The sequence below is a fragment of the Streptomyces vinaceus genome (genome assembly GCF_008704935.1).
Taxonomy (GTDB): Bacteria; Actinomycetota; Actinomycetes; order Streptomycetales; family Streptomycetaceae; genus Streptomyces; species Streptomyces vinaceus.
Genome location: NZ_CP023692.1, coordinates 462,752 through 488,246 on the forward strand (window position 1 = coordinate 462,752; position 25,495 = coordinate 488,246).

Sequence of the window (25,495 nt, forward strand, 5' to 3'; positions counted from 1 at the left end):
CCCCCCACCACCGTCAGAAGGCCGCCATGTCGCCCGACACCCCTCTCCTCTCACGCCTGCGCACCCTCCTCACCGATCACGCCGACGTCCTGCACACCGACCCGGAGACGCTCGCCGCGCACGCCCGCGACGCCGCGCCCTTCTCCGTGGCCGGGACCCCGGCCGTCGTCGCCTTCCCCCGCACCGCCGAGCAGGTCCGGCACATCATGCGGACCACGTACGAACTCGGCGTCCCCGTCGTCCCGCAGGGCGCCCGCACCGGCCTCGCGGGCGCCGCGAACGCGATCGACGGATGCGTCGTCCTCAGCACCGCCCGGATGAACCGCATCCTGGAGATCGACCCCGCCAACCGGCTCGTGCGCTGCGAGCCCGGCGTGGTCACCAAGCGGCTCAACGACGCCGTCGCCGAGCACGGCCTGTCCTACCCGCCCGACCCCGCCTCCTGGGAGCACTGCACCATCGGCGGGAACATCGCCACCGGCGCCGGCGGCATCTGCTGCGTCAAATACGGGGTCACCGCCGACTACGTCCGCGGGCTGGACCTCGTCCTCGCCGACGGCCGCCGGATGCGGACCGGCCGCGACACGGCGAAGGGGGTCGCCGGGTACGACCTGACCCGTCTGCTCGTCGGCTCCGAGGGCACGCTGGCCGTCATCGTCGGCGCCACGCTCGGGCTGTGCCCCGTACGGCCGCCCGCGCTGGCCATGCTGGCCCAGTTCCCGACCCTGACGGCGGCCGGGGACGCGGTCGCGTCGATCACCGCGGCCGGACACGTGCCCTCCGCCCTCGAACTCCTGGACCGCGCCACCTCCCAGGCCGTCGCCGACCACGGGCACCCGATGATGACCCCAGGCGCCGCGGCCACGCTGATCATCGAGAGCGATACCGCCGAGCCCGCCCGCGACCTCGCGTCGATGGCCCTGCTGTGCAAGGAGGCCGGGTCCCGGAACGTGGTCACGGCCTCCGGCGCCGAGGAGTCCCGGCAGGTCATCGAGGCCCGGCGGCTGGTGACCCCGGCCCTGGGCGCGTTCGCCGCGACCCTCGGGGGCCGGCCGACCGCCTTCATCGAGGACGTGGCCGTGCCGCGCTCCGAACTGGCCAAGTTCATGGGCACGATCGAGGAGATCGCCGTACGGAACCGGCTGCGGATCTTCACCCTCGGCCACGCCGGCGACGGCAACCTGCACCCGACCGTCGTCTTCGACGAATCGGACGCGGACGAGTTCCGCCGCGCCCAGACCGCGTACGACGACATCATGGCCGCGGGGCTCGCCCTCGGCGGCACCAGCACCGGCGAGCACGGCATCGGCACCCTCAAGCGCGAGTGGCTGACCCGCGAACTCGACCCGGTGAGCCTGGAACTCCAACGCGGGCTCAAGCGTCTGTTCGACCCGAAGAACCTGCTCAACCCCGGCAAGGTCGTGGAGGCATGACCGAGGGCGTCGCAGGTACCGAGAGCACCACCGAGGGCGCCGGGATCCCGCACCAGGACGCGGACTCCGCTCCCGGCGCCCTCCCCGTACCCCGGCCCGCCCGGGCCGGGCGCGCCGAGAGCGTGCGCTTCGCCGCCACGCACACCCTGCCCGCGTTCGTCCGCGGGGCCTTCCACCTGCGGCCCCGGGTGGTGGCGGCGCAGGCGGCCCTCGGCCAGCAGGGCTGGTCGGCGGCGACGCTGCGGGCCATGCGCGCCCGGCACGGCGGGGCGCCGGTGGAGGTGCGCGGGCTGTCCGGGACGCTGCTGGTCCTGCTCGACCAGTCCGACGTACGGCGGTTCTACGAACTGCCCGTGCGCACCCTCGCCATGGACGCGCCCGACAAGTACAAGGGGCTGTCCCTGCTGGAGCCCACGGGCGTCATCTGCTCCCACGGCGACACCCGCGAGGAGCGCCGGCGCGTCAACGACGAGGTGCTCGCGGCCGACCGGCCGGTGCACCCCTCCTGCGAGGAGTTCCGGGCGGTGATCGCCCAGGAGGTGCCCGCCCTGATCCAGGGCTCCGAGCTGGACTTCCCGCTGCTGCGCCGTACGGTGGCCAGGATCGGGCGCCGGATGGTGCTCGGTGACGCGGCCGCCGGGGACGAGGAGCTCGCGCGCTGGCTGCTCGTGCTCCGCGAGGAGGCCAACTGGATGCGGATGCGCAAGGGCCGGGCCGCGGCCGCCGAGGCGCTGTACCGCAGGGCCGCCGCCCGCGTCGAGGAGTACGCGGCCCGGGCGGAGCCCCACACCCTGACCGCGCTGGCCCGCAGCCACCCGGCGGCCTCGGGACCGCGGGCCGCGGAGCTGGACGCGGTGGGCCAGGCCCACCACTGGCTGCTCGCCCTCGACGCCGTCGCCCCCGTCCTGGCGCGCACCCTGCTGCTGCTCGCCGCACATCCGGCCGAGCAGGAGGCGCTGCGGGCCGAGGTGGACGGCGGTGGGGCTGAACTGCCGCGGCTGCGGGCCTGCGTGGAGGAGACCCTGCGGCTCTTCCCGGTCGTGCCGGACCTCGTACGGGTGACCCGGGCCGAGACGCAGTGGCGCGGGGTCCACTATCCGGCGGGGACGGCGGTGCTGGTGCCCGCCCTGTTCCACCAGCGGGACCCCGAACACGTCCCGGCGGCGCATCAGTTCGTGCCCGCCCGGTGGCTGCGGCCCGGGGCGGCCCAGGACATCCGGATGGCGCCGTTCAGCCACGGTGGCGGGCGCTGCCCGGGTGAGCACCTGGGCGTGCTGACGGCGGTCCTGCTGGCCGCGGCGGTGCTGCGGGGCCACCGGGTCACCGGCGGCAGGCCCGCGGTGGACCCCTGCCGTCCGCTGCCCGGCATCCTCTCCGCGGCCGGCATCCGGCTCACCCTCGCCGCGCGCTGAGCCCGTACGGCGGCGCGGGGGCGGCCGGCCGGCCGCCGGACCCCGCGCCGCCGTACGTACGGCCCGCGATCCGTACCCCGACCATGCCCCGGAGGGCACCTGCATGACCGATGCCACCACCACCGTCGCCGGCGCCGCCCACGAACCGGAGACCGCCTCCCTGCACCACGTGTGCCGCGAACTCGCGGAAGCCGCCGAGGCGGTGGGCGAAGCCTCCCGCCACGCCTCCGAACTGGCCCTCGGCACCCGGCTGCCGGGCGGCGCCCGCGGCGTCCGCGCCCGGCGCACCCTGCTGCGGACGATCACCGACCCGGAGGGGCTGGGCTGGGCCCCGCGCGGCCGCGGCCTCGCCCGGATCGGCTGGCTGGCCGGGGTGTTCACCAGCCGCGAGAGCCTCGCGGTCAGCCTGGCCGTGACGGGCCTGAAGGCCCGCGTCCGGGCCGCCGCCGTGCGCCACCCCGAGCTTCTCGCCGACCCCGACACCGCGCGGGTGCTGCGGGCCGTGCAGGAGGACCGGCAGCGGGAGGCGGTCCGCGTCTTCCGCTCGATCCTCGCCGCCAAGGGCGCCGAGCGCACCTTCGCCCTGCTGGCCCCCGTCTTCGCCGACCTGCTGGCGTGGAACGCCCTCACCGACGAGAACCCCTTCAACGACGGGGCGGGCTGGGAGATCGCCACCGGCCGCACCCTGACCGGCGCCGAGCCGGTCCTCGGCGTCAGCGCCCGGATCTGGGCCTTCCTGGACCGCGGGCCGGGCCGCGCCGAACCCCTCGTGCCCTCCCCCGCGCTCGCCGAACGCCTCGACACCTCCGGCACCATCGCCGGGTACGTCCGCAACATCGGCGCCGTGGGCACCGACGGAACGCTGCTGGTCCAGCAGGTCACGGGCCCCGACGGCGTCCAGCGGTACGTGGTCCAGCTCGCCGGCATGTCCGGTGTCAGCGACAAGAGCCCCCAGGACCTGCTGGGCGCCGTGCACGCCGTCGCGCGGCCGTCCACCCCGTACTCCAGGGCCGTCGCCAAGGCGCTGCGCCTGCTGGTCCCCTCGGGCTGCGAACTGGCCCTGGTGGGACACAGCCTGGGCGGGATCACCGCCATGAACCTGGCCGCCGACCGGGACTTCTGCGGGATCCACCAGGTCACGCACGTCGTCGCGATCGGCTCCCCGATCGACGGAAAACGCCCGGCGGATCCGCGGACCCGGGTGTACTCGCTCGTCAACGAGCACGACGTGGTGCCCGGCCTGGAGGGCCGCTCCTCGGTCTCGGCGTACCGGCTGCCCGAGCAGTTCACCGAGTTCACCTGGACCGACGCCACGCACGCCTTCCCGCTCTGCCATGCCGCGGAGCGCTACGCGCACAACCTCGAACACACGGTCCCCGAGGCGAGCGCGCGCGTGGACGCCGACCTCGCGCCCTTCCGGGGCCGGGTGACCGCCGCCCGCTTCTTCCGGCTCCACGACCGCTGACAGCACCACGACCCGCTGAGGAACACCATGACCGACACCACCTCCACCGGGCCGGGCGAGGCCCCGGCCCGGACGACCCCGGCCGCCCCGGAGCTTCCCGCCCAGGCCGCCGGCCCCGGCCCGGCCCCCGCGTACGGGCCGCCCGGGCTCCTCGAACGCCTCGGCTCGGCCGCTTTCGCCCGCGTCAACCGCACCCGCGAGTGGCACGAACTGCCGCTCCCGCTCGGGCTGCTGAACCTCCGGGTGCTCCGCGACGACCTGCGCCGCAAGAACCTGTACGACACCTTCGGCGCGGGCGGGGAGCGGCGCCGGCGTCCGACCCCGGCCCTCGCGCCCTTCCGCTCGTACGACGGCTCGGGCTACGACCCGTACGACGAGGACATGGGCCGCGTCGGCACCCGGCTCGACCGCAACGCCCCGCTGCACCTGGTCTTCCCGGACTCCGACGAGGAGCTGATGTCGCCGAGCCCGCGCGAGATCAGCAGGCAGCTGCTGGCCCGCAAGGGGTTCGTGCCCGCGCCCGCCCTCAACCTGCTGGCCGCCGCCTGGATCCAGTTCGAGAACCACGGCTGGGCCAACCACGGGGACAACGAGGAGGCCGAGCCCTTCACCGTCCCGCTCGCCGAGGACGACGACTGGGCCGAGCACGGCGGCACCTGCCCGATGCGCGTGAACCGCACCCGCCCCGACCCGGTCGCGCACACCGCGGCCGACGCGCCGCCCACGTACGAGAACACGGTCACCCACTGGTGGGACGGCTCGCAGATCTACGGCTCCGACGAGGCCCGCTGCCGGGCGCTGCGCACGGGCGAGCACGGACGGCTCATCGTGGAGGACGGCCGGCTGCCCGCGGACCCGCGGCCCGGCAGGTCCTGCCTGGACTGGACGGGCATGAACAGCGACTACTGGGCCGGTCTGTCGCTGCTGCACACGCTCTTCGCCAAGGAGCACAACGCGATCTGCGACTACCTGCGCGCCCACTACCCCACCTGGGACGACGAGCGCCTCTTCCACACGGCGCGGCTGGTCAACACGGCGCTGATGGCGAAGATCCACACGGTGGAGTGGACGCCGGGCATCCTCGACACCCCGGTCCTGCGGCACGCGATGGACGCCAACTGGTACGGGGTGCTGCCGCGCTGGGTCCGCCGGACGTACGGGCGCGTCGGCAAGGGCGAGATGCTCAGCGGCATCCTCGGCTCCCCCACCGATCACCACGCCGCGCCGTTCTCGATGACGGAGGAGTTCGTCTCCGCGTACCGCCTGCACCCGCTGATCCCCGACGAGCTGGCCGTACGGGACCACCGCGCGGGCGCGGTGCGCGCGACCATCGGCTTCGACGAGATGCAGGGCAGGGCCACCCGTTCGGCGGTCGACGCGTACGGCATGGTCGACCTCCTCTACAGCTTCGGCACGGCCCACCCCGGGGCCCTCGTCCTGCACAACCACCCCGACGCGCTGCGCAACCTGGCCCGGCTCACCGGCGAGCACGTCGACCTGGGCACGGTCGACATCCTGCGCGACCGCGAGCGCGGGATCCCGCGCTACAACGCGTACCGGCAGATGCTGCGCAAGCGCCCGGTCACCTCCTTCGAGGAGCTGACGGGCGGGCACCCGGGCGACACGCCGCTGCTGAAGGAGTTGTACGAGGGGCGGCTCGACCGGGTGGACACGCTGGTCGGCAATCTCGCCGAGCCGCGGCCGACCGGGTTCGGGTTCAGCGACTCCCTGTTCCGGATCTTCATCCTGATGGCGAGCAGGCGGCTGAAGAGCGACCGCTTCTTCACCACCGACTACCGGCCCGAGGTGTACACGGCGGAGGGCCTGGAGTGGGTGGACCGGGGCGGCATGGTGTCGGTGCTCCTGCGCCACCACCCCGAACTGGCCCCGGCGCTGGACGGCGTGACGAACGCCTTCGCCCCGTGGCGGGCCCTGTGACGGCCGTACCCGCGCCGCGCCCGGCGCGGGAGGAGCGGCGGTACGGGCCCGCGGAGGAGCTGCGGGCCCACTCGACGGCGCTGCTGCTGCACGCGCAGCGGCTGCGGGCCGGGGCCGCGGCGCTGGACTGGAAGGGTCCGCAGGCCGAGGCCTTCCGGTGGCGGATCGAGGCCCTGGCCGACCGCTGTGCGACGGCGGCGGCCGGCCTGGCCCGGTCCGCCGGACACGTGGACGCGGCCGTACGCCCGAGGTGACGGGCGGGGACACAATGGGCGGGTGGGCGCCGCGATCGCGCCCACCGTTCCACCCACCCGTTCCCCCCACCCGTTCCAGCACGTTCCCTTTCGTCCTCGTCGGAAGCGAGCACGCCGTGAGCCACCACCACGAGCACCACGACGGACCGCTGCGGGCGCGGCGGCGGCACCGGCTGGCGCACCGGCTGGGCCGTCTGGCGCACGCGTTCACCCCGCACGGACACGAGCCGGCGGCCAAGGTCGACGCGGCGATGGAGACCTCCCGGCAGGGCATGCGCACGCTGTGGCAGTCCCTGGGCGTCCTGGGCCTGACCACGGCCGTGCAGGCGGGCGTGGTCGCCCTGTCCGGGTCGGTGGCCCTGCTCGGCGACACCGTCCACAACGCGGCCGACGCACTGACGGCCGTGCCCCTGGGCATCGCGTTCGTCCTCGGCCGGCGCGCGGCGAACCGCCGCTACACGTACGGCTACGGCCGCGCCGAGGACCTGGCCGGCATCGTGGTCGTGCTCACCATCGCGGCCTCCTGCGCCTTCGCCGCGTACCAGGCCGTGGACCGGCTCCTGGACCCCCGCGAGATCGGGCAGCTCTGGGCGGTCGCGGGCGCCGCGGTGGCCGGCTTCCTCGGCAACGAGTGGGTGGCCCGGCAGCGGATCCGCACCGGCCGCCGGATCGGTTCCGCGGCGCTCGTCGCCGACGGACTGCACGCCCGTACGGACGGGTTCACCTCGCTGGCCGTCCTCCTCGGCGCGGGCGGCGCGGCGATCGGCTGGAGGAGCGCCGACCCGGTCGTCGGCCTGCTCATCACCGCGGCCATCCTGCTGGTGGTCCGCGACGCCGCGCGGGAGGTCTGCCGCCGGCTCATGGACTCGGTCGATCCTGCCCTCGTCGACACCGCGCACGAGGCACTGCTGGGGGTGCGGGGCGTACGGGGCACCGGGCAGGTCCGCATGCGGTGGATCGGGCACGCGCTGCGGGCGGAAGCGGACATCGTGGTCGATCCGCACCTGACGGTGGTCCAGGCGCACGCCCTCGCCGTCGAGGCCGAACACGCCCTGATCCACGCCGTCCCCCGGCTGACGGCGGCCACCGTGCACATCGACCACACCCCCGGCCACGAGGACCCGCACGCCGCCCTGGCCCACCACGGGGGCCGGGCGGGCCGACCCCTGGATCGGAGCGCGTCAGCGGCGCATATGGAGTGGGCCGTTTCCCGTCAAGGTGGCGTCAGGGACCGGCGCGAGGGTGCCGGGGACGGGGATAGCTTCTGAGTCGCGCCCCGGACTGCCTCCCCGCACTCGGGGCGCCACCAGTCGCCTCTTGCGGTTCCTCAGGGAGGGCCCCATGTGTCTGTTCCGGTACGAAGACGATCCCGAGCCCGAGGAACGGGTCCCGGCCGGGCTCCTGTACGTGCCCGTCCGGCCGGGAAGGGGAGCGGAGGCGGTGATCCGCCTGTTCCGCACTCCGCTGGGCGCCCGTACGGCCGTCGGTTTCACGCGCACGGACCTGCTGGCCGCCACCCTCGGCGAGGGCCAGGGGTACATCCGGCTGTCTCAGTCGGTGCTGCGGGAGCTGTGCGCACCGCTCGGCGCGGACCTGATCACCGTCGACCCGACCCTTTCGGCGCCGGCGGCCGCTCCGGCGGCTCCCGTCGCCGCGGCGCCGCTGCGGCCGGGCCGGCTCCCGGCCCAGGCCGCCTGAGGGAGGGGTCCCATGACCACCGTCACCGTGTCCGAGCTCACCGCGGGCGCCGCGGACGAGCTGTCCGTCTGGCCCGCTTCGACGACCCGGCTGCCGCGCGGCGGCCTCGCCGTCGGCGGGGTCCCGCTGACCGAGATCGCCGACCGCTTCGACACCCCGGCGTACGTACTGGACGAGGGCGAGGTACGGGCCCGCTGCCGCACCTACCGCGACGCCTTCCCCCACGCCGAAGTGCTCTACGCCGCCAAGGCCTTCCTCTCCCGCGCCATGGTCCACTGGGTCGCCGAGGAGGGCCTCGGGCTCGACGTCTGTTCGGCCGGCGAGCTCGAACTCGCCGTCACGGCCGGGTTCCCGCCGGAGCGCATCCTCCTGCACGGCAACGCCAAATCGCCCCGCGACATCGAAACCGCCCTGCGGCTCGGAGTCGGGCGGATCGTCATCGACGGTCCGTCCGAGATCGCCCGCCTGGCCGCGGCCGTCGGCCCGGGCGGACACCAGAAGGTCCTGGTCCGGGTCGTCCCCGGCATCTCGGCCGGCGGCCACGAGAAGATCCGTACCGGCACCGACGGACAGAAGTTCGGCCTGTCCCTCACCGACGGCTCCGCGCAGCACGCCGTCACCCGCGTCCTCGGCCAGCCGCAACTGGAACTCGTCGGCCTGCACTGCCACATCGGCTCGCAGATCACCGAAGTCAAGCCGTACCTGACGGCGGTGCGCCGCCTGGTCGGCCTGATGGCGCGGATCCGCGACGCCCACGGCGTCACGCTGCCCGAGCTCGACATGGGCGGCGGCCACGGCATCGCGTACTGCCCGGGCGAGCCCGCGCTCGACCTCACCGCCCTCGCCGGGCGGCTGCGCGCCGAGCTCGTCGAGAGCTGCGCGGCGGCGGGGCTGGCCGTGCCCCGGCTCGCCATCGAGCCGGGCCGGGCGATCGCGGGGCCCGCGGGCGTGGCCCTGTACCGGGTGCTCGCGGTGAAGCGCACCGGGGAGCGGGTGTTCGTGGCCGTGGACGGCGGTATGAGCGACAACCCCCGGCCCGCGCTGTACGGGGTGCGGTACGCGCCCCGCCTGATCGGCCGCACTTGCGCCGCCGCGCCCTGTACGGCCACGGTGGTGGGCCGGCACTGCGAGGCGGGCGACATCCTCGCCGCCGACGTCGAACTCCCGGGCGACGTCCACCCGGGAGACCTCCTGGCCGTGCCGGTGGCCGGGGCCTACCAGCTGTCCATGGCCTCCGGCTACAACCTGGTGGGCCGGCCCCCGGTCGTCGCCGTCGACCACGGCGCGGCCCGGCTCCTCGTGCGCCGGGAAACCCTGGACGACTTCCGCCGCCGCGACATCGGCGACTGAGGTCCGGCCGGGGGTAGCGACCGGCCCGCCGGCCGGCCGGTGCCCCCGGTCCGCGCGGCCGCGGCCCGGCCCGATCGCCGGGAGCGGGCGTCGGGGCCACCATGGAGGGTGATCCGATCCACGGGGATCCCGCCCGGGAGGCGCCGATGGTGCACAGCGCGGCAGCGGCCGCGGACGTCCTGGTGGCGGGCGCCGGCCCGGTGGGGCTGACCGCGGCCGCCGAACTCAGGCGGCGCGGGATCTCCTGCCGGATCGTCGACCGGCTCCCGGCGCGGCTGCCGTACGCCAAGGCCGTGGGGATCCAGCCGCGGACCCTGGAGATCTGGGACCGGATGGGCTTCGTCCGGGCCGCGCTGGAGGCGGCCGTCCCGATGCGCGGACAGCTGACGTACGTGAACGGGGTGGAACAGCCACGGCTGGACCTGGTGCTGCCGCCCGAGGTCCCGTACCGCTTCGCCGCGCTGCCCCAGTACGAGACCGAGCGGATCATCGAGGGGTTCCTGGAGGGGTTCGGGACGCAGGTCGAGCGGGGCAGCGAGCTGGTGTCGTTCGTGCAGGACGCCGACGGGGTGACCTGCCGGCTCACCACTCCCGCCGGGGACGAGGAGGTCCGTACCCGGTTCCTGGTGGGCTGCGACGGCGCGCACAGCGTGGTCCGCAAGGGGCTCGGCCTGGCTTTCGAGGGCGGCGCCTTCCCCGAGGAGTACATGCTCGCCGACGTGGAGCTCGACTGGGACCTGCCGTACGGGTACGCGGTGCGGGCCATGCACCACGATGCCGGGGGCGCCGTCGACGACGTGCTGGTCTGCATCCCGCTGCCGGGCGCCTGCCGCTACCGGGTGTCGACGGGGGTGCCTCCCGAGCTCTCCACCGCCGCCCCGACGGGCGCGGACGCGGTGGTGCACGGGCTGGAGGGCGGCCGGGCGCCGGAACTCCGTCACATCCAGGCCGTGGTGGACCGGATGTCCCCGCAGCCGGCCACGGCGTCGGCGCTGCGCTGGTCCTCCGTGTTCCGGATCAGCCACCGGCTGGTGGACCGGTACGGGCGGGGCCGGGTCTTCGTGGCCGGGGACGCGGCGCACATCCATCCGCCGACCGGGGCGCAGGGCATGAACACCGGGATCCAGGACGCCTGGAACCTGGCCTGGAAGCTGGCGCTGGCCGTGGAGGGCGCCGGCGCTCCCGGTCTGCTCGCGAGTTACGACGCCGAGCGGCGGCCGGTGGGCGAGGAGGTCGTCGGCCGTACGGTGCGGCAGGCCGCCGAGGGCGTCCAGGCCGATCCGGAGGACGCGGACACGCTGATGATGCGCCAGGCCCAGTTGCTCGTCGGCTACCGCGGCAGCCCCCTCGTCCAGGCGGCGGATCCGGAAGGCGGCGGGGCCGGGCCGCGGGCCGGGGACCGGGCGCCGGACTGCGGCGGCCTCTCCGGGCACATCGCCGCGTATCCGATGCGGCTGTACGACCTGCTGCGCGGGCGCGAGCACGTGCTGCTGCTGTACGGGCCGGGCCCGGAGCCGGACGGCCTCGCCGAGCTCGCCTCCGTCGTACGCGGCCACGCGCCGGGCCGGGTCGAGGTGTGCGCGATCCTCGCCGAGGCCGGTCCCGGGGCCGCGGCCGGCCGGGCGGCCCCGGTGCCCGTGTACCGGGACGGCCGGGGCGAGTTCGCCCGGATGTACGAGGTGCGGGAGCCGGCGGCGTTCGTGGTGCGGCCGGACGGCTACCTGGGGGCCAGGCTGTGCCCGCCGACCTTCTCGGGGCTCGCCTCCCACTTCTCCACGGTGTTCGGCTCCGGGAGCTGAGCGGGGCCGGTGAACCCCTTGGCGAGCAGCCACACCGCCAGGCCCACCTCCCAGGCGAACACCGGGAGGGCGGCGAGCGTTCCGGTGTCCGAGACCTGCTCGTAGAGGCCGAACAGCACGGCGGTCGCCGAGGCGCAGATCAGCGCGCCGCCGGCGAGGCCGAGCACGGCGAGGGGCCGCGGCACGAGCCGTGAGCGGTACATCAGGGCGGCCAGGACCAGGGTGTTCGCGCCGAGGACGAAGTTCGGCCCGAAGAGGAACGTCCAGTCGTGCACCGCCACCAGCGTGTCGGCGGCCGTGACCAGGGACGGGGTGTCTGCGCCCGGCGTCGCCGCGGAGTTCCTGCGCAGCGTCACCACCGACAGCACGCTGATGACGCCGACGAGGATGACGGCGGCCTCCAGCAGCCGCCCGCAGACGTAGCCGAGCGCCGCGCCCTCGTTCTGCCGTTTGACGACCGGGTACAGGGCGACCCCGGTGCCGATGACGGCCAGCGCGAGGACGAACTCGCACAGCGCCCCGAGGAACACCCGGGCGTCGGAGCCGGGGCCGAGGACGTATCCGGCGTCGTGCAGCACGGGGCCGTACAGCACGAGCCCGGCGATCGCGGCGACCTCGGTGACGAGGAACAACACCCCGGTGACGACCGCGGTCCTTCTGGTCGAACTCATGCGGAACCACTCCCTCTTGTGAGGTGTACGGCGTACACCTGAGCCATACGGTAGGTGTACGCCGTACACTCGTCAAGCCGGGAACCGACGACGAAGGAGCCGACCGACATGACCCGCCGACCGGAGGCGGCGCCCCGGGCGCCCCTGAGCAGGGACCGGGTGCTGCGCGCCGCCGTGGAGCTGGCCGACGGCATCGGGATCGAGGCGCTGAGCATGCGCCGGCTCGCCCAGGAGCTGGGCGTGGTGCCGATGGCGCTCTACAAGCACGTCGCCAACAAGGAGCAGCTCCTCGACGGCATGGTGGAGACCGTCGTGGGCGGCATCGGGCTCCCGGCCTCCGGGCCGGACTGGCGGGGCGCGGTCCGGCATCGGATCCTCTCCGCGCGCGCCGCGCTGCTGGGGCATCCCTGGGCGGCCCAGGTGATCCGCTCGCGCAGCGGTCCCACCCCGGCGATCCTCGCCCACCTGGACTCGGTGATCGGCCTGTTCCGCGCCGGGGGCTTCTCGGTCGACCTCACCCACCACGTGATGCACGCGCTGGGCGGGCGCGTCCTGGGGTTCACCCAGGAGGTGTTCGACGCCGCCCCGGACCCGGATCCGGCGGCGCGGCCGGCGATGCCGCCGGAGGCCGCGGCGGCCTATCCCCACGTCGCGGAGCTGGCCGGAGCCGCGGCGCACGACGGCGACTCCGTGGTGGGCGGCGGCTGCGACGACCAGTTCGAGTTCGAGTTCGCACTGGACCTGCTCCTCGACGGTTTCGAACGCCTGCGCCTGCAGGGCTGGACCTCGGGCGCCCGGCGAGCCGGGGGTGGCCTGATCGCGTAGGCTCGGCCAATGGCCAAGTACTTCGACGTGCACCCCGAGAACCCCCAGCAGCGCACCATCGGCAGTGTCGCTGAAAGCATCCGCTCCGGCGCGCTCGTCGCGTACCCGACGGACTCCTGCTACGCGTTGGGCTGCCAGCTCGGCAACCGTGACGGCCTCGCCCGGATCCGGTCCATCCGCAATCTCGACGACCGTCACCACTTCACCCTGGTGTGCCAGGACTTCGCCCAGCTGGGCCAGTTGGTGCAGGTCGACAATGACGTGTTCCGTGCGATCAAGGCGTCCACGCCCGGCAGTTACACCTTCATCCTCCCCGCGACGAAGGAAGTGCCGCGCCAGCTGCTGCACCCCAAGAAGAAGACGGTCGGCGTACGGATCCCCGACCACGCGGTGACGCAGGCCCTGCTCGCCGAGCTCGGCGAGCCGCTGCTGTCCAGCACCCTGCTCCTGCCGGACGAGCCGGAGCCGCTGACGCAGGGCTGGGAGATCAAGGAGCGCCTCGACTACCTCGTGGACATCGTGGTCGACTCGGGCGACTGCGGGACCGAGCCGACCACCGTCATCGACTTCTCCGGCGGCGAGGCCGAGATCGTGCGGCGCGGGGCCGGGGACACCACGCGGTTCGAGTGACGGGACCGCTACGGGTGCCGGCGACCGCCGGCCGCGCGGCCCGGATACGGATCCGTATCCGGGTCAGGCGGCGGGCGGGTCGGCCGGCCGGGACGGCTCGCCTCCGCGGCGGACCAGACCGTACGCCCGGCGCTCGTTCAGCCCGGCGAGGAAGCCGACGCCGCCCCGGAGGAACCAGGCCTTGATCAGGGCCTGGTGCCCGGGCTGCCGGCGGGGTGAGCAGGGTCAGGGAGTCCGCCTGGACGCGGGCCGGCTGACGCGGCTCCGCGTCCCTCGGCCGCTGCAGGCCCGGAGCTTCCTCGGCGAGGCCGAGGGCCTCGGCCAGACCCGTCCCGGCGGAACGGGCTGATCAGCAGCCGAAGTTGACCTTGCGGAACGAGGCGTAGTGGTCGGCGGTGTAGTAGTCCTCTTCCCACTGCTGTCCGGTGATGATCCGGCGCGCCCCTCGGGTGGGCGAACCCGGGGTGATGACCGTGTACTCGTGGTAGTAACCGGTGCCGTGGAGGGGCAGCAGCCGCTCGCGGTTCTGGAAGACGACGCCGTCCTGGGAGTAGGGGAACGGCCCGCCCTGGTCGATGAGGTCGAGGGTGTCGTGCGCCTGGGAGGGCAGTGCCGAGTAGCAGACGCTGCCGACCGCGGCCGCGGCGGCGGCCGCCGCGGGGACGGGCGCGGAGGCGGGCGCGGGGGTGGCCGAGGCGGCCGGTCCGCCGAGGAGGGCGCCGGCGACTGCGGCCGCGCCGACGAGGGTCAGGAAGCGTGGGGGGATTCTCATGCGGCCCATGATGACGCGCGTAGAGCGGCGGCCGTCAACGCCAACTCCGCTGTGTTTCCTGCCTGTTCACCGGCCATGGACGGCACGTGGCCCGGACGTCGGCCCCACGTAAGGCGGACGCAACCTCCGGGCCGCGCGGGGCCGGTGGCAGGATGACCGGCAGCCGATCGAGAGAGGTGCCGCACCATGGCAGTCGTCCACCGGACCACGATGACCCCCGGCAAGCTGGAGCTGCTCGCCGCCTGGCTTCCCGCCCAGCCCTGGTACCGGGCCCCCGGCGCGGGGACCTCCCCCCGGCCGGCCCGGGCCGGGGGTTTCCGGCTCGACGACCCGCAGGGCGAGGTCGGGATCGAGTTCATGGCGGTCTCCGACGGCGCGGGAGACCGGCAGGTCACGTACCTCGTGCCCCTCACGTACCGCGGCGCGCCGCTGGAGGGGGCGCAGGAGGCCCTCATCGGTACCTCCGAGCACGGGGTGCTCGGAAGCCGCTGGATCTACGACGGGACCCACGACCCGGTCCTCGTCGAGCGGTTGTACGCGCTCGTACGGGGCGAGGCGGTGCCGCAGGCGCAGAGCGAGAGCGACACCCCCGACCCGACCGTCACGGGGTGGTCCGCGGAGACGGCCCACCCGGGCCCGGCCTCGATCCTCGGCGTGTCCGGCGGGCCGGACTCGACCGACGTGCTCGTGCGGACCCCGGCCGGGAAGCTGACCCTCTCCGTACGGCGCGTCCTGCGGCCCGTACCGGACCGGGAGGACGGCGCCGAGCCGCTGCTGGGCCACGTCACGGCGGAGTGGACCCTGGCGGACGGCACCAGGGCGCGCGGCCGGTACGCGGTGGTCACGCCCTAGAGCCGCCCGGGCCGGGCGGCGGGGACCGGACGCTGCGCGCATCATGGTGGTGGGGAACGCTCCCCTACGCCCGGCAGAGGAGGGTGCGGATGAGTTCCGAGCGCTACGAGCTGGTGTTTTCCGAGGGCCCGGACACGGCCGAGGACGTGGTCGTGGTGACGGCCACCGGCCAGGCCGGGCCGGGCGGCCACCCCGTCTACGCGGACGCCTCCGGCATCGTCCGCGCGGAGATCAGCGACCAGGAAGAGGTGCGCGTCCTCGCCTCCGGCGGTGGCCAGGACCCGGCCCGCGTGGTACGCGTCCGGGCGCTGCCCTGAACCTTCCCTGAGCCCGCCTCGAACACGCCCCGCAACCCGCCCGGCACCCCCTGGGCGCTCGCCGTCCGAACGCACGGTTGCTCCGTACGAGTTCTCTTGCGTGCCCGTTCGGTCGCACGCACCGAGCGCATGATCATCATTTAGCCGCGCAATCGTTTTGATGCTCCCAACGGGCCGTGGGCGAGCTGGGAAGGCTGCGTGGCGATGTCATCGACGCACCGTGCACAAAAGGAACGACGGGCACGAAAGGCCCGGGGGGCGCCGGGGAGCAGGACGTGGAGCGTGGTGGCCGCCGTCACCGGCGCCGCCCTCGTCGTCGCCGCGGCGCCGGGCCGGGCGCCCGAGCAGGATCCCGCCGCCCGGCCGGCGGGCGGCCCGGACGCCGCCGTCACCCTGCTCGTCGGCCGCGCCCTGGACCAGGGCGACGGCGGGATCGCCGCGCGGTGCGCCCTGGAGGCATTCCGGGACGGCCTGTGCACCGGCTGGCGTCAGCAGCGCGTGCGGGCCACCTCGCGGGGAGCCGGGTCGGTCCTGCGCGGACCGGCGTCCCGCGCGGCCGGCGGGGAGGGCCGTACGGTCGTCCTCCCCACCAACTCCGGCGGTCCGCTCGACATCGCGCTGGCCGAGGCGGGTCAGCTCACCGACGTCACCGTCCACGACGGGCACGGGCGGTACGTGGGCGGCGAACTCGCCCCGCGGAGCCGCCACTGGACCAACACCGAGCCGCTGCGGGCCGGCGAGCTCTACACCGTGCGGGTCGGGGCGCAGGACGCCGGGGGCACCCCCGTCGGCGTCACCATGGCCTTCCGGACCGCGCCGCCCCCGGACGAGGGCCGGCTCACGGTGGAGTTCGGGCCGCGCCCGGGCACGTACGGCGCCGGGCAGATCGTGACGGCCGCCCTGAGCCGGCCGGTTCCCGCCGCCGACCGGACCGCCCGGGCCCGCGTGGAGCGGGCGTTGCAGGTCACCTCGGAGCCGGCCGTCGAGGGCGGCTGGCACTGGGTGGACGACTCGACGCTGCACTACCGGCCGCGCACGTACTGGCCGGCGCACGCCGAGGTGCACGTGACGAGCGGTCTCGACGGGGTGGAGGTCGGCGACCACGACTACGGCGGACCCTCCGACTCCACGCGGTTCACCATCGGGGACCGCATCGAGGCGGTCACCGACGCCGGGGCCCACGAGATGACCGTACGCCGCAACGGCAAGGTGATCCGGACGATCCCGGTCACCACCGGCAAGGCGGGGTTCCGCACCCGCAGCGGCATCAAGGTGGTGCTGCGCAAGGAGTACCAGGTCCGGATGCGCGGGGACTCCGTCGGCATCAAGCGCGGCACGAGCGAGTTCTACGACCTGCCCGTCTTCTACGCGACGCGGGTGACGTGGAGCGGCGAGTACGTGCACGCCGCGCCCTGGTCGGTCGCCTCGCAGGGCGAGGAGAACGTGAGCCACGGCTGTACCGGCATGAGCACGGCGGAGGCCGCCTGGTTCTTCGAGACCGTACGGGAGGGGGACATCGTGCAGGTGGTGAACAGCGAGGGGGAGCCGATGGCTCCGTTCGAGAACGGCTTCGGCGACTGGAACCTGGACTGGCGGGCCTGGCAGGCCGGCAGCGCCCTCGCGGGCGACGCCCCCGTACCGGCGGCCGTCCTTCCGGCGGTGTCCCGCCACGCCGCGTCCCGGCTGCGTCCTCTGACGTGACCGGCGCAGGGGGCGGTCCCGCGCCGTACCCGGCGGATCCGCCGGGTACGGCGCGGGGGCGTGGGGCGGCAGGGGCTATTTCGGGGCGGGGCAGACCTGCCAGGCGAGGTGGTAGAGCGTGCTCACGCTGGCGTCCGTGGAGTCCATGGCCATGAAGCTCGTGGCGGTCTGCGGATTGGACGTGCCCGCATTCACGCGCAGTTCCGTATTGATGTTGAAGTTGCGTTTCTCCCCGCAGGGCGCCCAGACCAGGTCGGCGTACTCGGTCTTGTCGCTCGCCTGCCAGTTGTCGTTGTGCGGCCCGTTGAACTGATGGGTGCGCTGCGTCGTCTGGGGCATTCCCTGGAAGTAGTAGTTCGCCCGTTCCTGGCCCCACGCACCGGGCTGGAGAAAAGCGAATCCGCGGTAATCCGCCTGGACGATGGCATAGGTGAATCCCGAAGGAACGTGGACGCGCAGATTGAGCTGGCAGTTCTTGCGGAATGCCGTGGGCGGCGCGCCGGGCCCCACTTGGGCGAGGTAGTCACTGTAGGTGACCGTGAAGGCGGTGTTGTCGGGGGCGACGGCCACTTCGGCGGTGCCCTCCCGGCAGCCGGACCCGTTCACGGTGGCGAGCTCGATCACGATCTTGTCGGGCGGAGCGGTGATCTGCGGGGTGTGGCCGGCCGCCCCGGCGGAGGTTGCCGCCGTGGCGATCAGCACGGCGGCCGCGCCACCGGTGAGCAGGGTACGAGACAGGGAATGAGGCATCGTTGTCACTCCTGATCATCGATCGGTGTTTCCTGCGCTCACGCCGCGTCAGGCCGCCGCCGGGCATTCCTTCCACTCGAAGTGGTAGACCGTGCTCACGCTGCCGTCCGTCGAGTCCATGCTCATGAAGCTCAGGGCCTGCGGGTTCGAGGTCCCCGCGTAGACGCGCAGTTCGCTGTTGACGTTGAGGTTGCGCTCCTCGCCGCAGGGCGCGAAGACCAGGTCCTGATAGTCGGTCTGGTCGCTCGCCTGCCAGTTGTCGGAGTACGGACCGCCGAACTGGTGGTTCGTACGGGCCGTCTGCGGCATGCCCTGGAAGTAGTAGTTCGCGCGCTGCTGGCCGTAGGCCCCGCGCTGGAGGTGGGCGAAGCCGCGGTAGTCGGCGCGGGCGATGGCGTACGTGAACCCCTGCGGAACGTGGACCTGGAGGGCGAGCTGGCAGTTCTTGCGGAACTCGGTGCCGCCCGAGCCGGCGCCGGCCTGGGCCAGGTAGTTGCTGTACGTGACGCTGAACGAGGTGTTGTCGGAGGCGGTGGTGACCCCGGCGGTCCCCTGCGGGCATCCCGATCCGTTGACGCCCACCACGTCGACGGTGATTCTGCCGGGCGGTGTCGACGGGGTGTCGGCTTGTGCGGGAACGGCCAGGGCGCATAACGCCGCGACCGCCGCGCCGACGGTGAATCTGCGGAGCAACATCGTCATTTCTCCATTCCTCGCTCGAATTTCGGCATGCACATGCCACCACAGCGCGTGGGTGCTGGGAAGGACGCGAAACGGCCAAGGCCTCCGGTTCGCACCCCCCTGGCCGAATTCGGGCCGCACGGGACCGGACGGGAAACGGCGGGTGTGCGACGGCCGCGGTGGGGCAGGCGCCGGGTATGGCACTCCAGCACCCGGCGGAACGCGCGAGCGAGGGGCGGACCGCCCGCTTCGAGAAACTGGCCGAGCTCGCCTCCAATTTCACGAGTTCCGCCGTCTTCTCCGTCCTGTGCGTGCTCCTCGTGGCCGGTTTCGTGGCCGTCCACCTGGCGGGGCTGTCCACGGAGTGGCAGCACCTCGCCGGTGACGCCATGGCCGCCGTGTCCCTGCTGCTGCTGGCCCTGCTGAAGAACTCCGAGCGCCGCGCCGAGCACGCCATCCAGCGCAAACTCGACGCGATCGCCGCCGCGCTGCTGGAGCGGCAGGAGGGCGACGAGGGCGGGCGTGACGCGGCGGCGGCCAAGGCCCGCGAGGACCTGGAATCCGCGATCCGGATGGAGGACCGTCTGTAGGGTCCACGCCCCTGGCTCTAGGTCTGGAGGGCCACCGCCAGCAGCAGGGCGGCCACGCCCACGGCCAGCCACGTCAGGTAGTCCCCGACCAACCCCGAATGCAGGCGGCGCAGCGGCAGGACCGCGGTGGCCGCCGCCCGGCGCAGCCCCGCGCCGCCCGGCCACCACAGCGCGGCACCGGCCAGCAGGCACGCCAGTGCCACCGATGCCAGGCCGAGCCCCGCGCCCACCGCGGTCCACTCCACGGGAACCTGGTGCGCGGCCTCGCCACCCGGTGTCCCGCCGCCCGCGGCAGCCGCGTATCCGGCCCGGTCGGTGAAGAGCGCCGCGCCGTGGCCGAGGCCCCGCGCGAGCGCCGGGACCACACCGACGAGCAGTCCCAGCAGGAGCAGTACGGCCGGAACCGCGACCATGGGCGGGTGCGGTGACTGCTGCGGCTCGCGTACCTCGGGCTCCTCCCCCTCCCCTGCGGTCTCGGCGTCGGCGGGCCCCGCACGCGGGGGCCGCCCGGCGCCCCTGAAGATCCGGGCGGCCGCTCGCAGCAGCGCGCCGCCGGTCACCGCCGAGGTCAGGAGGAACACCGGCAGCAGCGCGTGGCCCGCCGCCTCCTCGCCGAGGGCCTTGCCCAGCCCCGCGCCGAACGGCGGGAGTCCCGCGAGGACCAGCGCGCCGAGGGCGAAGAGCAGGCCCACCGCCCGCTGGGCGCGGGCCCTGCCGTGGAGGCCGTGCTCGTCCACCGATCCGTACTGGTCCAGGAGGACCCCGCACAGCCCGAAGAGGGCCGCCTTCGCGCAGCCGTGCCCGGCCACGTACACGGCCGTGGCTCCGGTGCCCGCCGGGGTCAGCAGGGCGATGCCGACGAGGAACAGCCCGACGTGGCTGACCGTGGAGAAGGCCAGCATCCGCTTCAGGTGCCGCTGCGGCCAGCACATGAGGGCGCCGAGCAGCGCCGTGACGACGCCCACGGCGACGAAGGTGGTCCGGAACGCGGTGTGCGGGATCCCGCCGGGCCCCGAGAACACCGTCCAGTACAGGCGGGCCGCCCCGTACACGCCCAGCTCGACCATGACCCCGGACATCAGCATGCACACCGGGGTCGGTGCGACGGTGTGGGCGTCGGGGAGCCAGAAGTGGAACGGCGCGGCCGCGGCCTTCACCAGGAAGGCCGTGGTGACGAGGACGAAGGCGACGACCGTCAGGGCGTCGGTGGGCTGCCCGGCGAGCCGTTCCCCGAGCCTGGCCATGTTGAGCTCGCCGGTACGGGCGTACAGCATGGCGATGCCGAGGAGGGAGCCGTAGGCGGCGAAAGACGTGACGATCCCGAAGGTGAGGGCGCCCTGGAGGGGCCTGGGGTCTTCGATGCGGTAGCCGGTCAGCGCGAACGCGGCGACGCTCATGAGCTCGAAGAAGACGAAGGCGTTGAACAGGTCCGCCGTGAGCGCGAAGCCGACCATGCCCGCCTCGAAGAGCAGGATCAGCGCGGGGAAGACCCCGGCCCGGTCCCCGGCCGGCTCGTCGAAGTAGCGCCAGGAGTAGACGATCACGGCGAGGACGAGGGTCGAGGCGAGCAGGGCCAGGCCCGTGCCGAGCGGGTCGGCGAGCAGCACGATCCCGATGTCGGCGGGCTGTCCGCCGATCCGTACACCCGCCCGGTCCGCGGTGTGCGGCCACAGGGCGGCCAGGCAGCCCAGGTCGGCCGCCGCCGTCGCGGTGGCGAGCAGGTCGCAGCCGAGCCGGGGCAGCCACCGGCCGGCCACGGCCAGCAGCACGGCCCCGATCAGCGGGATCGCCAGGGCCAGCGGCAGGAGCGCCTCGGCGTCCGTCATGGCCTCAGCCCTTGAGCGCGGTGAGCGCCTGGGGGTCGACGGTGCCGTGACGCTTGCGCAGTTGGATGGTGAGGGCGAGCAGGAGGGCGGTCACGGTCGCGCCGACCACGATGTCCGTGAGGGTCAGCGCCTGGACGACGGGGTCGACGACGGGCCGGCTGCCGGGTTCGAGGTCGCCGTACACGGGGGCGGTGGCCCCGCGCCGGTACCCCACGCCCAGCAGCATCAGGTACGTGGACGACTGGGCGACTGCCAGGCAGCCGATGGCGTGGATGAGGTTGCGGCTGGTCACCAGGCCGTACAGGGCGATCAGCAGCACCCATCCGGCGGCCAGGAAGGGCAGGGCGGCCGTCATGCCTCGTCCTCCGGGGTCTCGTCGTCCTCGTGGATCTCCACGGCCTGGTCGAGGAAGTGGGCCAGCAGCACGATCAGGCCCGAGCCGACCTCGACGCCGACGGCCGCGTTGAACAGCGGGACCATGCCGCCCGAGGTGATCTGGTTGAAGGCGCCGAAGGGCAGGACGTTCTCCAGGAACGCCCCGCCGGCCGCGAGGCCCACCAGGCCCAGCGCCGTGAACGACACCGCCCCGAGCGCGTCGGTGACGTCGAGGGCGGCGAGCGGCCGGACCCGCTCCAGGACCCGGTAGTCGGCGGCGAGGTAGGCGAGGTGGAGGGCGGTGGCGAGGATGACGCCCCCCTGGAAGCCGCCGCCGGGCGTGAGCTGCCCGTGGGCGATGACGTACACGCCCACGACGAGGGCGACGGGCAGCAGGACGGTCCCGAACAGCCGGGTGGTGGGCAGCGCCCGCTCGGTGCGGGGCGTGGCCTTGCGCTCGTCGCGGGCGAGGCGCAGCAGCAGGGTCGAGGCGAGGACGGTCACGAAGAGGATCGACTCCTCACCGAGGGTGTCGAGGGCCCGTAGGTCGAAGTTGATCGAGGACACCACGTTGGCGGTGTGGTGGGCCAGCGCCGCGGCCACCGCGCGGTCCCCGTACGGGTGGTGGGGGGTGCCGAAGCCGGGCAGCCGCGGGCAGGCGGCGGCGTAGAACCCGGCGATCACCGCCGCGGCGCCGGCCAGGAGGGCCAGCCGGGTCCGGTCCTTCACGGCCGCTCCCGCGGCCGGGCCCGCGGGGAGTCCGGCTCCTCGGCGGGCCTGCGGCGTACCTTGCGCGCGGTGAGCAGGATCAGCAGCGGTGTCAGCGCCGTACCGACCGCCAGCTGGGAAAGTGCCACGTCGGGCGCTTGGAGGACGAGGAACAGGAGGGTCAGCGCGAGCCCGAGCAGGGCGAGGGCCGCGGCCTGGCGTACGGGCTCCCGGCACAGGACGGCCAGGGTCGCGGCCGCCACGACGAGCAGCAGGGCGACGGCCGTCAGTGCGTCATCCATGGTGGCCCCGGTCCTCCTCGTCGGCGGTGGCCCTGGCGACGGCGATGGTGGTCACCGTCCCTCCGACGGCGAAGAGCAGCCCGATCAGCAGCGTCTTCACGGCGGCCCGCCCCGCGCCCTGTTCCAGCGCCACGGCGCAGGCGATCAGCGGTACGCCGAGCCCGTTGGCCGGGGCGAGCGCGTGCAGCCTGTCGAGGCCGCCGCGCCCGCTCAGGAGGACCATCGCCGCCGCGGCCACGAGCAGGCAGGCGACGCCCAGCCACAGCAGGACCGCCGCCGCCGTGTGCACGCCGGCCATCTCAGCCGTCCTCGCGGGACGGGCCGGCGCCGGCGCCGGCGAAGCGGGTGAAGACCAGCACGCCGGCCGGGGACAGCACCGCGAAGACGAGGGCGACGTCCTGGTAGGAAGGCCGGTCGTAGGCCATCGGCAGCAGCAGGAGGACGGCGCCGGTCACCGTGCCCGCCAGGCAGAGACCGGCCAGCCGCCGTACGACGCCGCCCCGGGAGGCCGCCCACAGTCCGACGGGCCATGCGGTGGCGAGCAGGACGAGGGCCGCCGCCGACCAGGCGTGCGCAGGGAGGGCGCTCACCGCGCCCCGCCCCGGCGGGCCACCGCGCGCTGCGGCCCGCCGCGCGGAGCGGCTCCGAAGCCGTGCAGGACGGCTTCGGCCCCCTCCTCGGGAAGGTCGGTGACGCAGGTGTCGGCGGACCACCCGAGCACGATCCCGGCCCAGCCGGGGTCGGCCCCGTCCCGCAAGCGGATCCGCCGGATCCGGCCCGCTTCCGCTTCCGGTGCCCTCACCCGTCCGGCCGCGGCGCCCGCCAGTACGGCGAGCCCCCGGAACGCGGCGAGCGGCAGCCCCGCCACCGCCCTCGGCGCCCCGGAGGCCCCGCTCACCCTCACGTCCGCCGCCCGACGCATCAGCCGTACGACCACGGCCGCACCGACCGCCGCGACCGCGGCCACCAGGAGTTCGACGGAGCCGAGCGAGCTGATGGACACCACCGTCACTGCCATCAGTACCGCCTACCACGCCAGGATCTCGACCATCGCGCCGCCCATGTGACGCCCCTTCCCGGGCCGCAGGCACATATTCTCGGCAGCCGCCCGCCGACCGGCCCCCAGGCGAGGGTCCGGCGCGGCGGACCGCACCCGTCCGGAGCAAGCACATCGCGGGTAGGCGCGTCAAGGCGCGAGGCAGCGCGAGCGCGGCCGCGATAGGCTCGTACGAGGCGCAGGAGAGGGATGATGCGGATGTGTCGCTGGCTCGCCTACTCCGGTTCGCCGATGCTGCTCGACGCGGTCCTCTACCAACCGGAACACTCGCTGATCGACCAGAGCCTCCACGCGCGGATGGGCGTGGAGTCGACGAACGGCGACGGTTTCGGAATCGGTTGGTACAGCGCCGACGGTGACGGCACACCGGCGATCTTCCGGGACATCGGACCGGCCTGGAACAACCGCAACCTGCGGGAACTGGCCGCCCACGTCCGCTCTCCGCTGTTCTTCGCGCACGTGCGCGCCTCCACCGGTTCGGCCATTCAGCAGACGAACTGCCACCCGTTCCGGCACGGCCGCTGGCTGTGGATGCACAACGGCGCCATCACCGACTTCCACCGCCTCCAGCGCGATCTGTGCATGGCCGTGGACCCCGCCCTCTTCCCGTGCATCGAGGGCTCGACGGATTCCGAGGTCATGTTCTACCTGGCCGTCACCTTCGGCCTGGACCAGGACCCGCCGGGCGCCGTCGCCCGGATGACGGGTCTGGTGGAGCGCGTCGGCAAGGAGCACGGCGTCGCCGACCCGATGCAGATGACGATCGCGGTCAGCGACGGCGAGCGGGTCTGGGCCTTCCGCTACTCCAGCGCGGGGCAGTCGCGTTCGCTGTTCTACAGCAGCAAGGCCGAGACGGTGCGCCAGCTGTACCCGGAACTGCCGTTCCTGCGGGCGGTCTCGGACGCGACGCGCCTGGTGGTCTCCGAGCCGCTCGGCGACCTCCCGGGGGTGTGGAACGAACTCCCCGAGGCCAGTTACGCGGTCCTTCCGTCGGCGGCCTCGGAGGACTACTTCCCGTTCATCCCCGAACTCCCCTGACAGCGCCGGCGCCGTCGGCGCCGCCTGGGGGCGGGGTCAGCAGATGCGGGGCAGCTGTTCCCCGATCGGGAGGTCGACCACGCGGGTGCCGCCGAGGCCGGTACGGGCCACCACGAGCCCGGGGTGGGCCTCGACCGCCTCGCCGATCACGGTCGCGCGGCGCCCCAGCGGGTGCGCGCGCATCGCGTCGAGGACGGCGTCGGCGTGTTCACGGGGTACGAAGGCGACCAGTTTGCCCTCGTTGGCCACGTAGAAGGGGTCGAGGCCGAGGATCGCGCACGCGTTGCCGACGGCCTCGGGGACCGGCACCCGGCCCTCGTGGATGACGACCCCGGCGCCCGAGGCGGCGGCGATCTCGTTGAGGGCGGCCGCCAGCCCGCCCCGCGTGGGGTCGCGCAGGACGTGCAGGTCGGGGGTGACCGCGAGCATGGCCTGGACGAGTCCGCCCAGGGGCGCGCAGTCGCTCGTGACGTCCACCCCGAATTCGAGGCCTTCGCGGACGCTCATGATGGCCACGCCGTGCAGGCCGATCTCCCCGCTGACGATGACGACGTCACCCGGCACCACCCGTTGCGGACGCAGGTCCACCCCGTCCGGGATGAGCCCGATGCCGGCGGTGTTGACGTAGATGCCGTCGCCGTGGCCCGCCTCCACGACCTTGGTGTCCCCGGTGGCCACCTCGACGCCCGCGGCGCGCGCGGCGGCACCGAGGTCCGCGGAGACCCGGGCCACCACGGAGAGCTCCACGCCCTCTTCGAGGATGAACCCGCAGGAGAGGTAGGCCGCCCGGGCTCCGCTCATGGCCAGGTCGTTGACCGTGCCGTTGACCGCGAGGTCGCCGATGCTGCCGCCGGGGAAGAACAGCGGGCGCACCACGTAGGAGTCGGTCGAGAAGGCGAGGCGGGCCCCGCCCAGCGTGACGGCGGCGGAGTCGCCGAGCTGGGCGAGCACCTCACCGCCGAACGCGGGTGCGAAGACGTGCTGGACGAGCTCGGCGGAGAGGGCGCCGCCGCCTCCGTGGCCCATGACCACCCGCGGGCGGTCGCGCAGC

The 25,495-nt window shown here is 74.2% G+C and carries 28 protein-coding genes; 16 read left to right on the forward strand and 12 right to left on the reverse strand.

Annotated features, from left to right (window positions below):
- Positions 1 to 26: 26 nt before the first annotated feature.
- The 9 genes from CP980_RS02195 to CP980_RS02235 all read left to right on the forward strand — a co-directional run bounded on the left by CP980_RS02195 (position 27) and on the right by CP980_RS02235 (position 11,349).
- Entirely contained in the window at positions 27 to 1,433 is a 1,407-nt protein-coding gene (locus CP980_RS02195; RefSeq protein WP_132753481.1) for an FAD-binding oxidoreductase, read from the forward strand.
- Complete coding sequence (locus CP980_RS02200) at positions 1,430 to 2,845, forward strand: cytochrome P450 (RefSeq protein ID WP_132753483.1); 1,416 nt, start codon at positions 1,430 to 1,432, stop codon at positions 2,843 to 2,845. The genes CP980_RS02195 and CP980_RS02200 overlap by 4 nt, the downstream gene beginning before the upstream one ends.
- A 103-nt stretch (positions 2,846 to 2,948) precedes the next feature.
- A complete protein-coding gene (locus CP980_RS02205) occupies positions 2,949 to 4,310 on the forward strand; it encodes an alpha/beta hydrolase family protein (RefSeq protein ID WP_132753485.1) in 1,362 nt (453 codons plus the stop codon).
- Positions 4,311 to 4,337: 27 nt separating this feature from the next.
- Positions 4,338 to 6,248 carry a peroxidase family protein gene (locus tag CP980_RS02210; protein WP_150492441.1) on the forward strand — a complete coding sequence of 637 codons (1,911 nt, stop codon included), beginning with the start codon at positions 4,338 to 4,340 and terminating at the stop codon, positions 6,246 to 6,248.
- Complete coding sequence (locus CP980_RS02215; RefSeq protein WP_099894585.1) at positions 6,245 to 6,502, forward strand: hypothetical protein; 258 nt, start codon at positions 6,245 to 6,247, stop codon at positions 6,500 to 6,502. Before CP980_RS02210 ends, CP980_RS02215 begins: the two co-directional genes overlap by 4 nt.
- A gap of 14 nt (positions 6,503 to 6,516) precedes the next feature.
- Positions 6,517 to 7,770, forward strand: coding sequence for a cation diffusion facilitator family transporter (locus CP980_RS02220; RefSeq protein ID WP_150492442.1), 1,254 nt, complete (start codon positions 6,517 to 6,519; stop codon positions 7,768 to 7,770).
- Between the two features lie 73 nt (positions 7,771 to 7,843).
- The gene (locus CP980_RS02225; protein ID WP_150492443.1) at positions 7,844 to 8,200 is read left to right on the forward strand and encodes an SAV_915 family protein; all 357 of its coding nucleotides are present in this window, start codon (positions 7,844 to 7,846) and stop codon (positions 8,198 to 8,200) included.
- A gap of 12 nt (positions 8,201 to 8,212) precedes the next feature.
- Positions 8,213 to 9,550: a diaminopimelate decarboxylase gene (lysA, locus tag CP980_RS02230; RefSeq protein WP_132753493.1), complete on the forward strand. Its 1,338-nt coding sequence runs from the start codon at positions 8,213 to 8,215 to the stop codon at positions 9,548 to 9,550.
- A gap of 146 nt (positions 9,551 to 9,696) precedes the next feature.
- Positions 9,697 to 11,349 (forward strand): FAD-dependent monooxygenase, encoded by a 1,653-nt coding sequence (locus CP980_RS02235; RefSeq protein WP_150492444.1) that lies wholly within the window; start codon positions 9,697 to 9,699, stop codon positions 11,347 to 11,349.
- Here CP980_RS02235 and CP980_RS02240 read toward each other — a convergent pair.
- Positions 11,268 to 12,020 carry a DUF4386 domain-containing protein gene (locus CP980_RS02240; protein ID WP_150492445.1) on the reverse strand — a complete coding sequence of 251 codons (753 nt, stop codon included), beginning with the start codon at positions 12,018 to 12,020 and terminating at the stop codon, positions 11,268 to 11,270. The two genes, CP980_RS02235 and CP980_RS02240, sit on opposite strands and share 82 nt — an antisense overlap.
- Positions 12,021 to 12,128: 108 nt before the next feature.
- Here CP980_RS02240 and CP980_RS02245 point away from each other — a divergent pair, with 108 nt between their 5' ends.
- Both CP980_RS02245 and CP980_RS02250 read left to right on the forward strand, forming a co-directional pair.
- Positions 12,129 to 12,845, forward strand: coding sequence for a TetR/AcrR family transcriptional regulator C-terminal domain-containing protein (locus CP980_RS02245; RefSeq protein ID WP_150492446.1), 717 nt, complete (start codon positions 12,129 to 12,131; stop codon positions 12,843 to 12,845).
- 9 nt (positions 12,846 to 12,854) lie between these two features.
- On the forward strand, positions 12,855 to 13,475 hold the full coding sequence (locus CP980_RS02250) for an L-threonylcarbamoyladenylate synthase (protein ID WP_132753501.1): 621 nt from the start codon (positions 12,855 to 12,857) through the stop codon (positions 13,473 to 13,475).
- A gap of 349 nt (positions 13,476 to 13,824) precedes the next feature.
- Here the strand turns inward: CP980_RS02250 and CP980_RS02255 are convergent, their stop codons facing one another.
- The gene (locus tag CP980_RS02255) at positions 13,825 to 14,247 is read right to left on the reverse strand and encodes a guanyl-specific ribonuclease (protein WP_150492447.1); all 423 of its coding nucleotides are present in this window, start codon (positions 14,245 to 14,247) and stop codon (positions 13,825 to 13,827) included.
- Between the two features lie 186 nt (positions 14,248 to 14,433).
- Here CP980_RS02255 and CP980_RS02260 point away from each other — a divergent pair, with 186 nt between their 5' ends.
- The 3 genes from CP980_RS02260 to CP980_RS02270 all read left to right on the forward strand — a co-directional run bounded on the left by CP980_RS02260 (position 14,434) and on the right by CP980_RS02270 (position 17,117).
- The gene (locus CP980_RS02260; RefSeq protein ID WP_150492448.1) at positions 14,434 to 15,099 is read left to right on the forward strand and encodes a maltokinase N-terminal cap-like domain-containing protein; all 666 of its coding nucleotides are present in this window, start codon (positions 14,434 to 14,436) and stop codon (positions 15,097 to 15,099) included.
- A gap of 89 nt (positions 15,100 to 15,188) precedes the next feature.
- Positions 15,189 to 15,416, forward strand: a complete 228-nt coding sequence (locus tag CP980_RS02265; protein ID WP_099894575.1) for a DUF6296 family protein — start codon at positions 15,189 to 15,191, stop codon at positions 15,414 to 15,416.
- Between the two features lie 282 nt (positions 15,417 to 15,698).
- Positions 15,699 to 17,117, forward strand: coding sequence for a L,D-transpeptidase (locus CP980_RS02270; RefSeq protein ID WP_229907438.1), 1,419 nt, complete (start codon positions 15,699 to 15,701; stop codon positions 17,115 to 17,117).
- A 75-nt stretch (positions 17,118 to 17,192) separates the two neighbouring features.
- Here CP980_RS02270 and CP980_RS02275 read toward each other — a convergent pair whose 3' ends face one another.
- Together CP980_RS02275 and CP980_RS02280 are read right to left on the reverse strand one after the other, a co-directional pair.
- On the reverse strand, positions 17,193 to 17,867 hold the full coding sequence (locus tag CP980_RS02275; protein ID WP_123516289.1) for a DUF4360 domain-containing protein: 675 nt from the start codon (positions 17,865 to 17,867) through the stop codon (positions 17,193 to 17,195).
- Positions 17,868 to 17,915: 48 nt separating this feature from the next.
- On the reverse strand, positions 17,916 to 18,563 hold the full coding sequence (locus tag CP980_RS02280; RefSeq protein ID WP_123516287.1) for a DUF4360 domain-containing protein: 648 nt from the start codon (positions 18,561 to 18,563) through the stop codon (positions 17,916 to 17,918).
- 182 nt (positions 18,564 to 18,745) lie between these two features.
- Between CP980_RS02280 and CP980_RS02285 the strand changes: the two genes are divergently transcribed.
- Positions 18,746 to 19,138 (forward strand): hypothetical protein, encoded by a 393-nt coding sequence (locus tag CP980_RS02285; protein WP_132753509.1) that lies wholly within the window; start codon positions 18,746 to 18,748, stop codon positions 19,136 to 19,138.
- Positions 19,139 to 19,155: 17 nt separating this feature from the next.
- Here CP980_RS02285 and CP980_RS02290 read toward each other — a convergent pair whose 3' ends face one another.
- Genes CP980_RS02290 through CP980_RS35750 form a run of 7 tightly spaced genes read right to left on the reverse strand, consistent with a single transcriptional unit; the run spans position 19,156 to position 23,367 of the window.
- Positions 19,156 to 20,964: a complex I subunit 5 family protein gene (locus CP980_RS02290; protein WP_132753511.1), complete on the reverse strand. Its 1,809-nt coding sequence runs from the start codon at positions 20,962 to 20,964 to the stop codon at positions 19,156 to 19,158.
- 4 nt (positions 20,965 to 20,968) lie between these two features.
- Positions 20,969 to 21,319, reverse strand: coding sequence for a sodium:proton antiporter (locus CP980_RS02295; protein WP_132753513.1), 351 nt, complete (start codon positions 21,317 to 21,319; stop codon positions 20,969 to 20,971).
- Positions 21,316 to 22,068, reverse strand: a complete 753-nt coding sequence (locus tag CP980_RS02300) for an MnhB domain-containing protein (protein ID WP_132753515.1) — start codon at positions 22,066 to 22,068, stop codon at positions 21,316 to 21,318. Before CP980_RS02300 ends, CP980_RS02295 begins: the two co-directional genes overlap by 4 nt.
- Complete coding sequence (locus CP980_RS02305; protein ID WP_132753517.1) at positions 22,065 to 22,349, reverse strand: Na(+)/H(+) antiporter subunit B; 285 nt, start codon at positions 22,347 to 22,349, stop codon at positions 22,065 to 22,067. Before CP980_RS02305 ends, CP980_RS02300 begins: the two co-directional genes overlap by 4 nt.
- Positions 22,342 to 22,647, reverse strand: coding sequence for a monovalent cation/H(+) antiporter subunit G (locus CP980_RS02310; RefSeq protein WP_132753519.1), 306 nt, complete (start codon positions 22,645 to 22,647; stop codon positions 22,342 to 22,344). The genes CP980_RS02305 and CP980_RS02310 overlap by 8 nt, the downstream gene beginning before the upstream one ends.
- A 1-nt stretch (position 22,648) precedes the next feature.
- Positions 22,649 to 22,939 (reverse strand): monovalent cation/H+ antiporter complex subunit F, encoded by a 291-nt coding sequence (locus CP980_RS35745; RefSeq protein ID WP_229907437.1) that lies wholly within the window; start codon positions 22,937 to 22,939, stop codon positions 22,649 to 22,651.
- Positions 22,936 to 23,367, reverse strand: coding sequence for a hypothetical protein (locus tag CP980_RS35750; RefSeq protein ID WP_229907436.1), 432 nt, complete (start codon positions 23,365 to 23,367; stop codon positions 22,936 to 22,938). Before CP980_RS35750 ends, CP980_RS35745 begins: the two co-directional genes overlap by 4 nt.
- A gap of 237 nt (positions 23,368 to 23,604) precedes the next feature.
- Between CP980_RS35750 and CP980_RS02320 the strand changes: the two genes are divergently transcribed.
- Positions 23,605 to 24,444, forward strand: a complete 840-nt coding sequence (locus tag CP980_RS02320; protein WP_132754621.1) for a class II glutamine amidotransferase — start codon at positions 23,605 to 23,607, stop codon at positions 24,442 to 24,444.
- A 36-nt stretch (positions 24,445 to 24,480) separates the two neighbouring features.
- Here the strand turns inward: CP980_RS02320 and hypE are convergent, their stop codons facing one another.
- Positions 24,481 to 25,470 (reverse strand): hydrogenase expression/formation protein HypE, encoded by a 990-nt coding sequence (hypE, locus tag CP980_RS02325; protein WP_229907444.1) that lies wholly within the window; start codon positions 25,468 to 25,470, stop codon positions 24,481 to 24,483.
- Positions 25,471 to 25,495 lie beyond the last annotated feature (25 nt).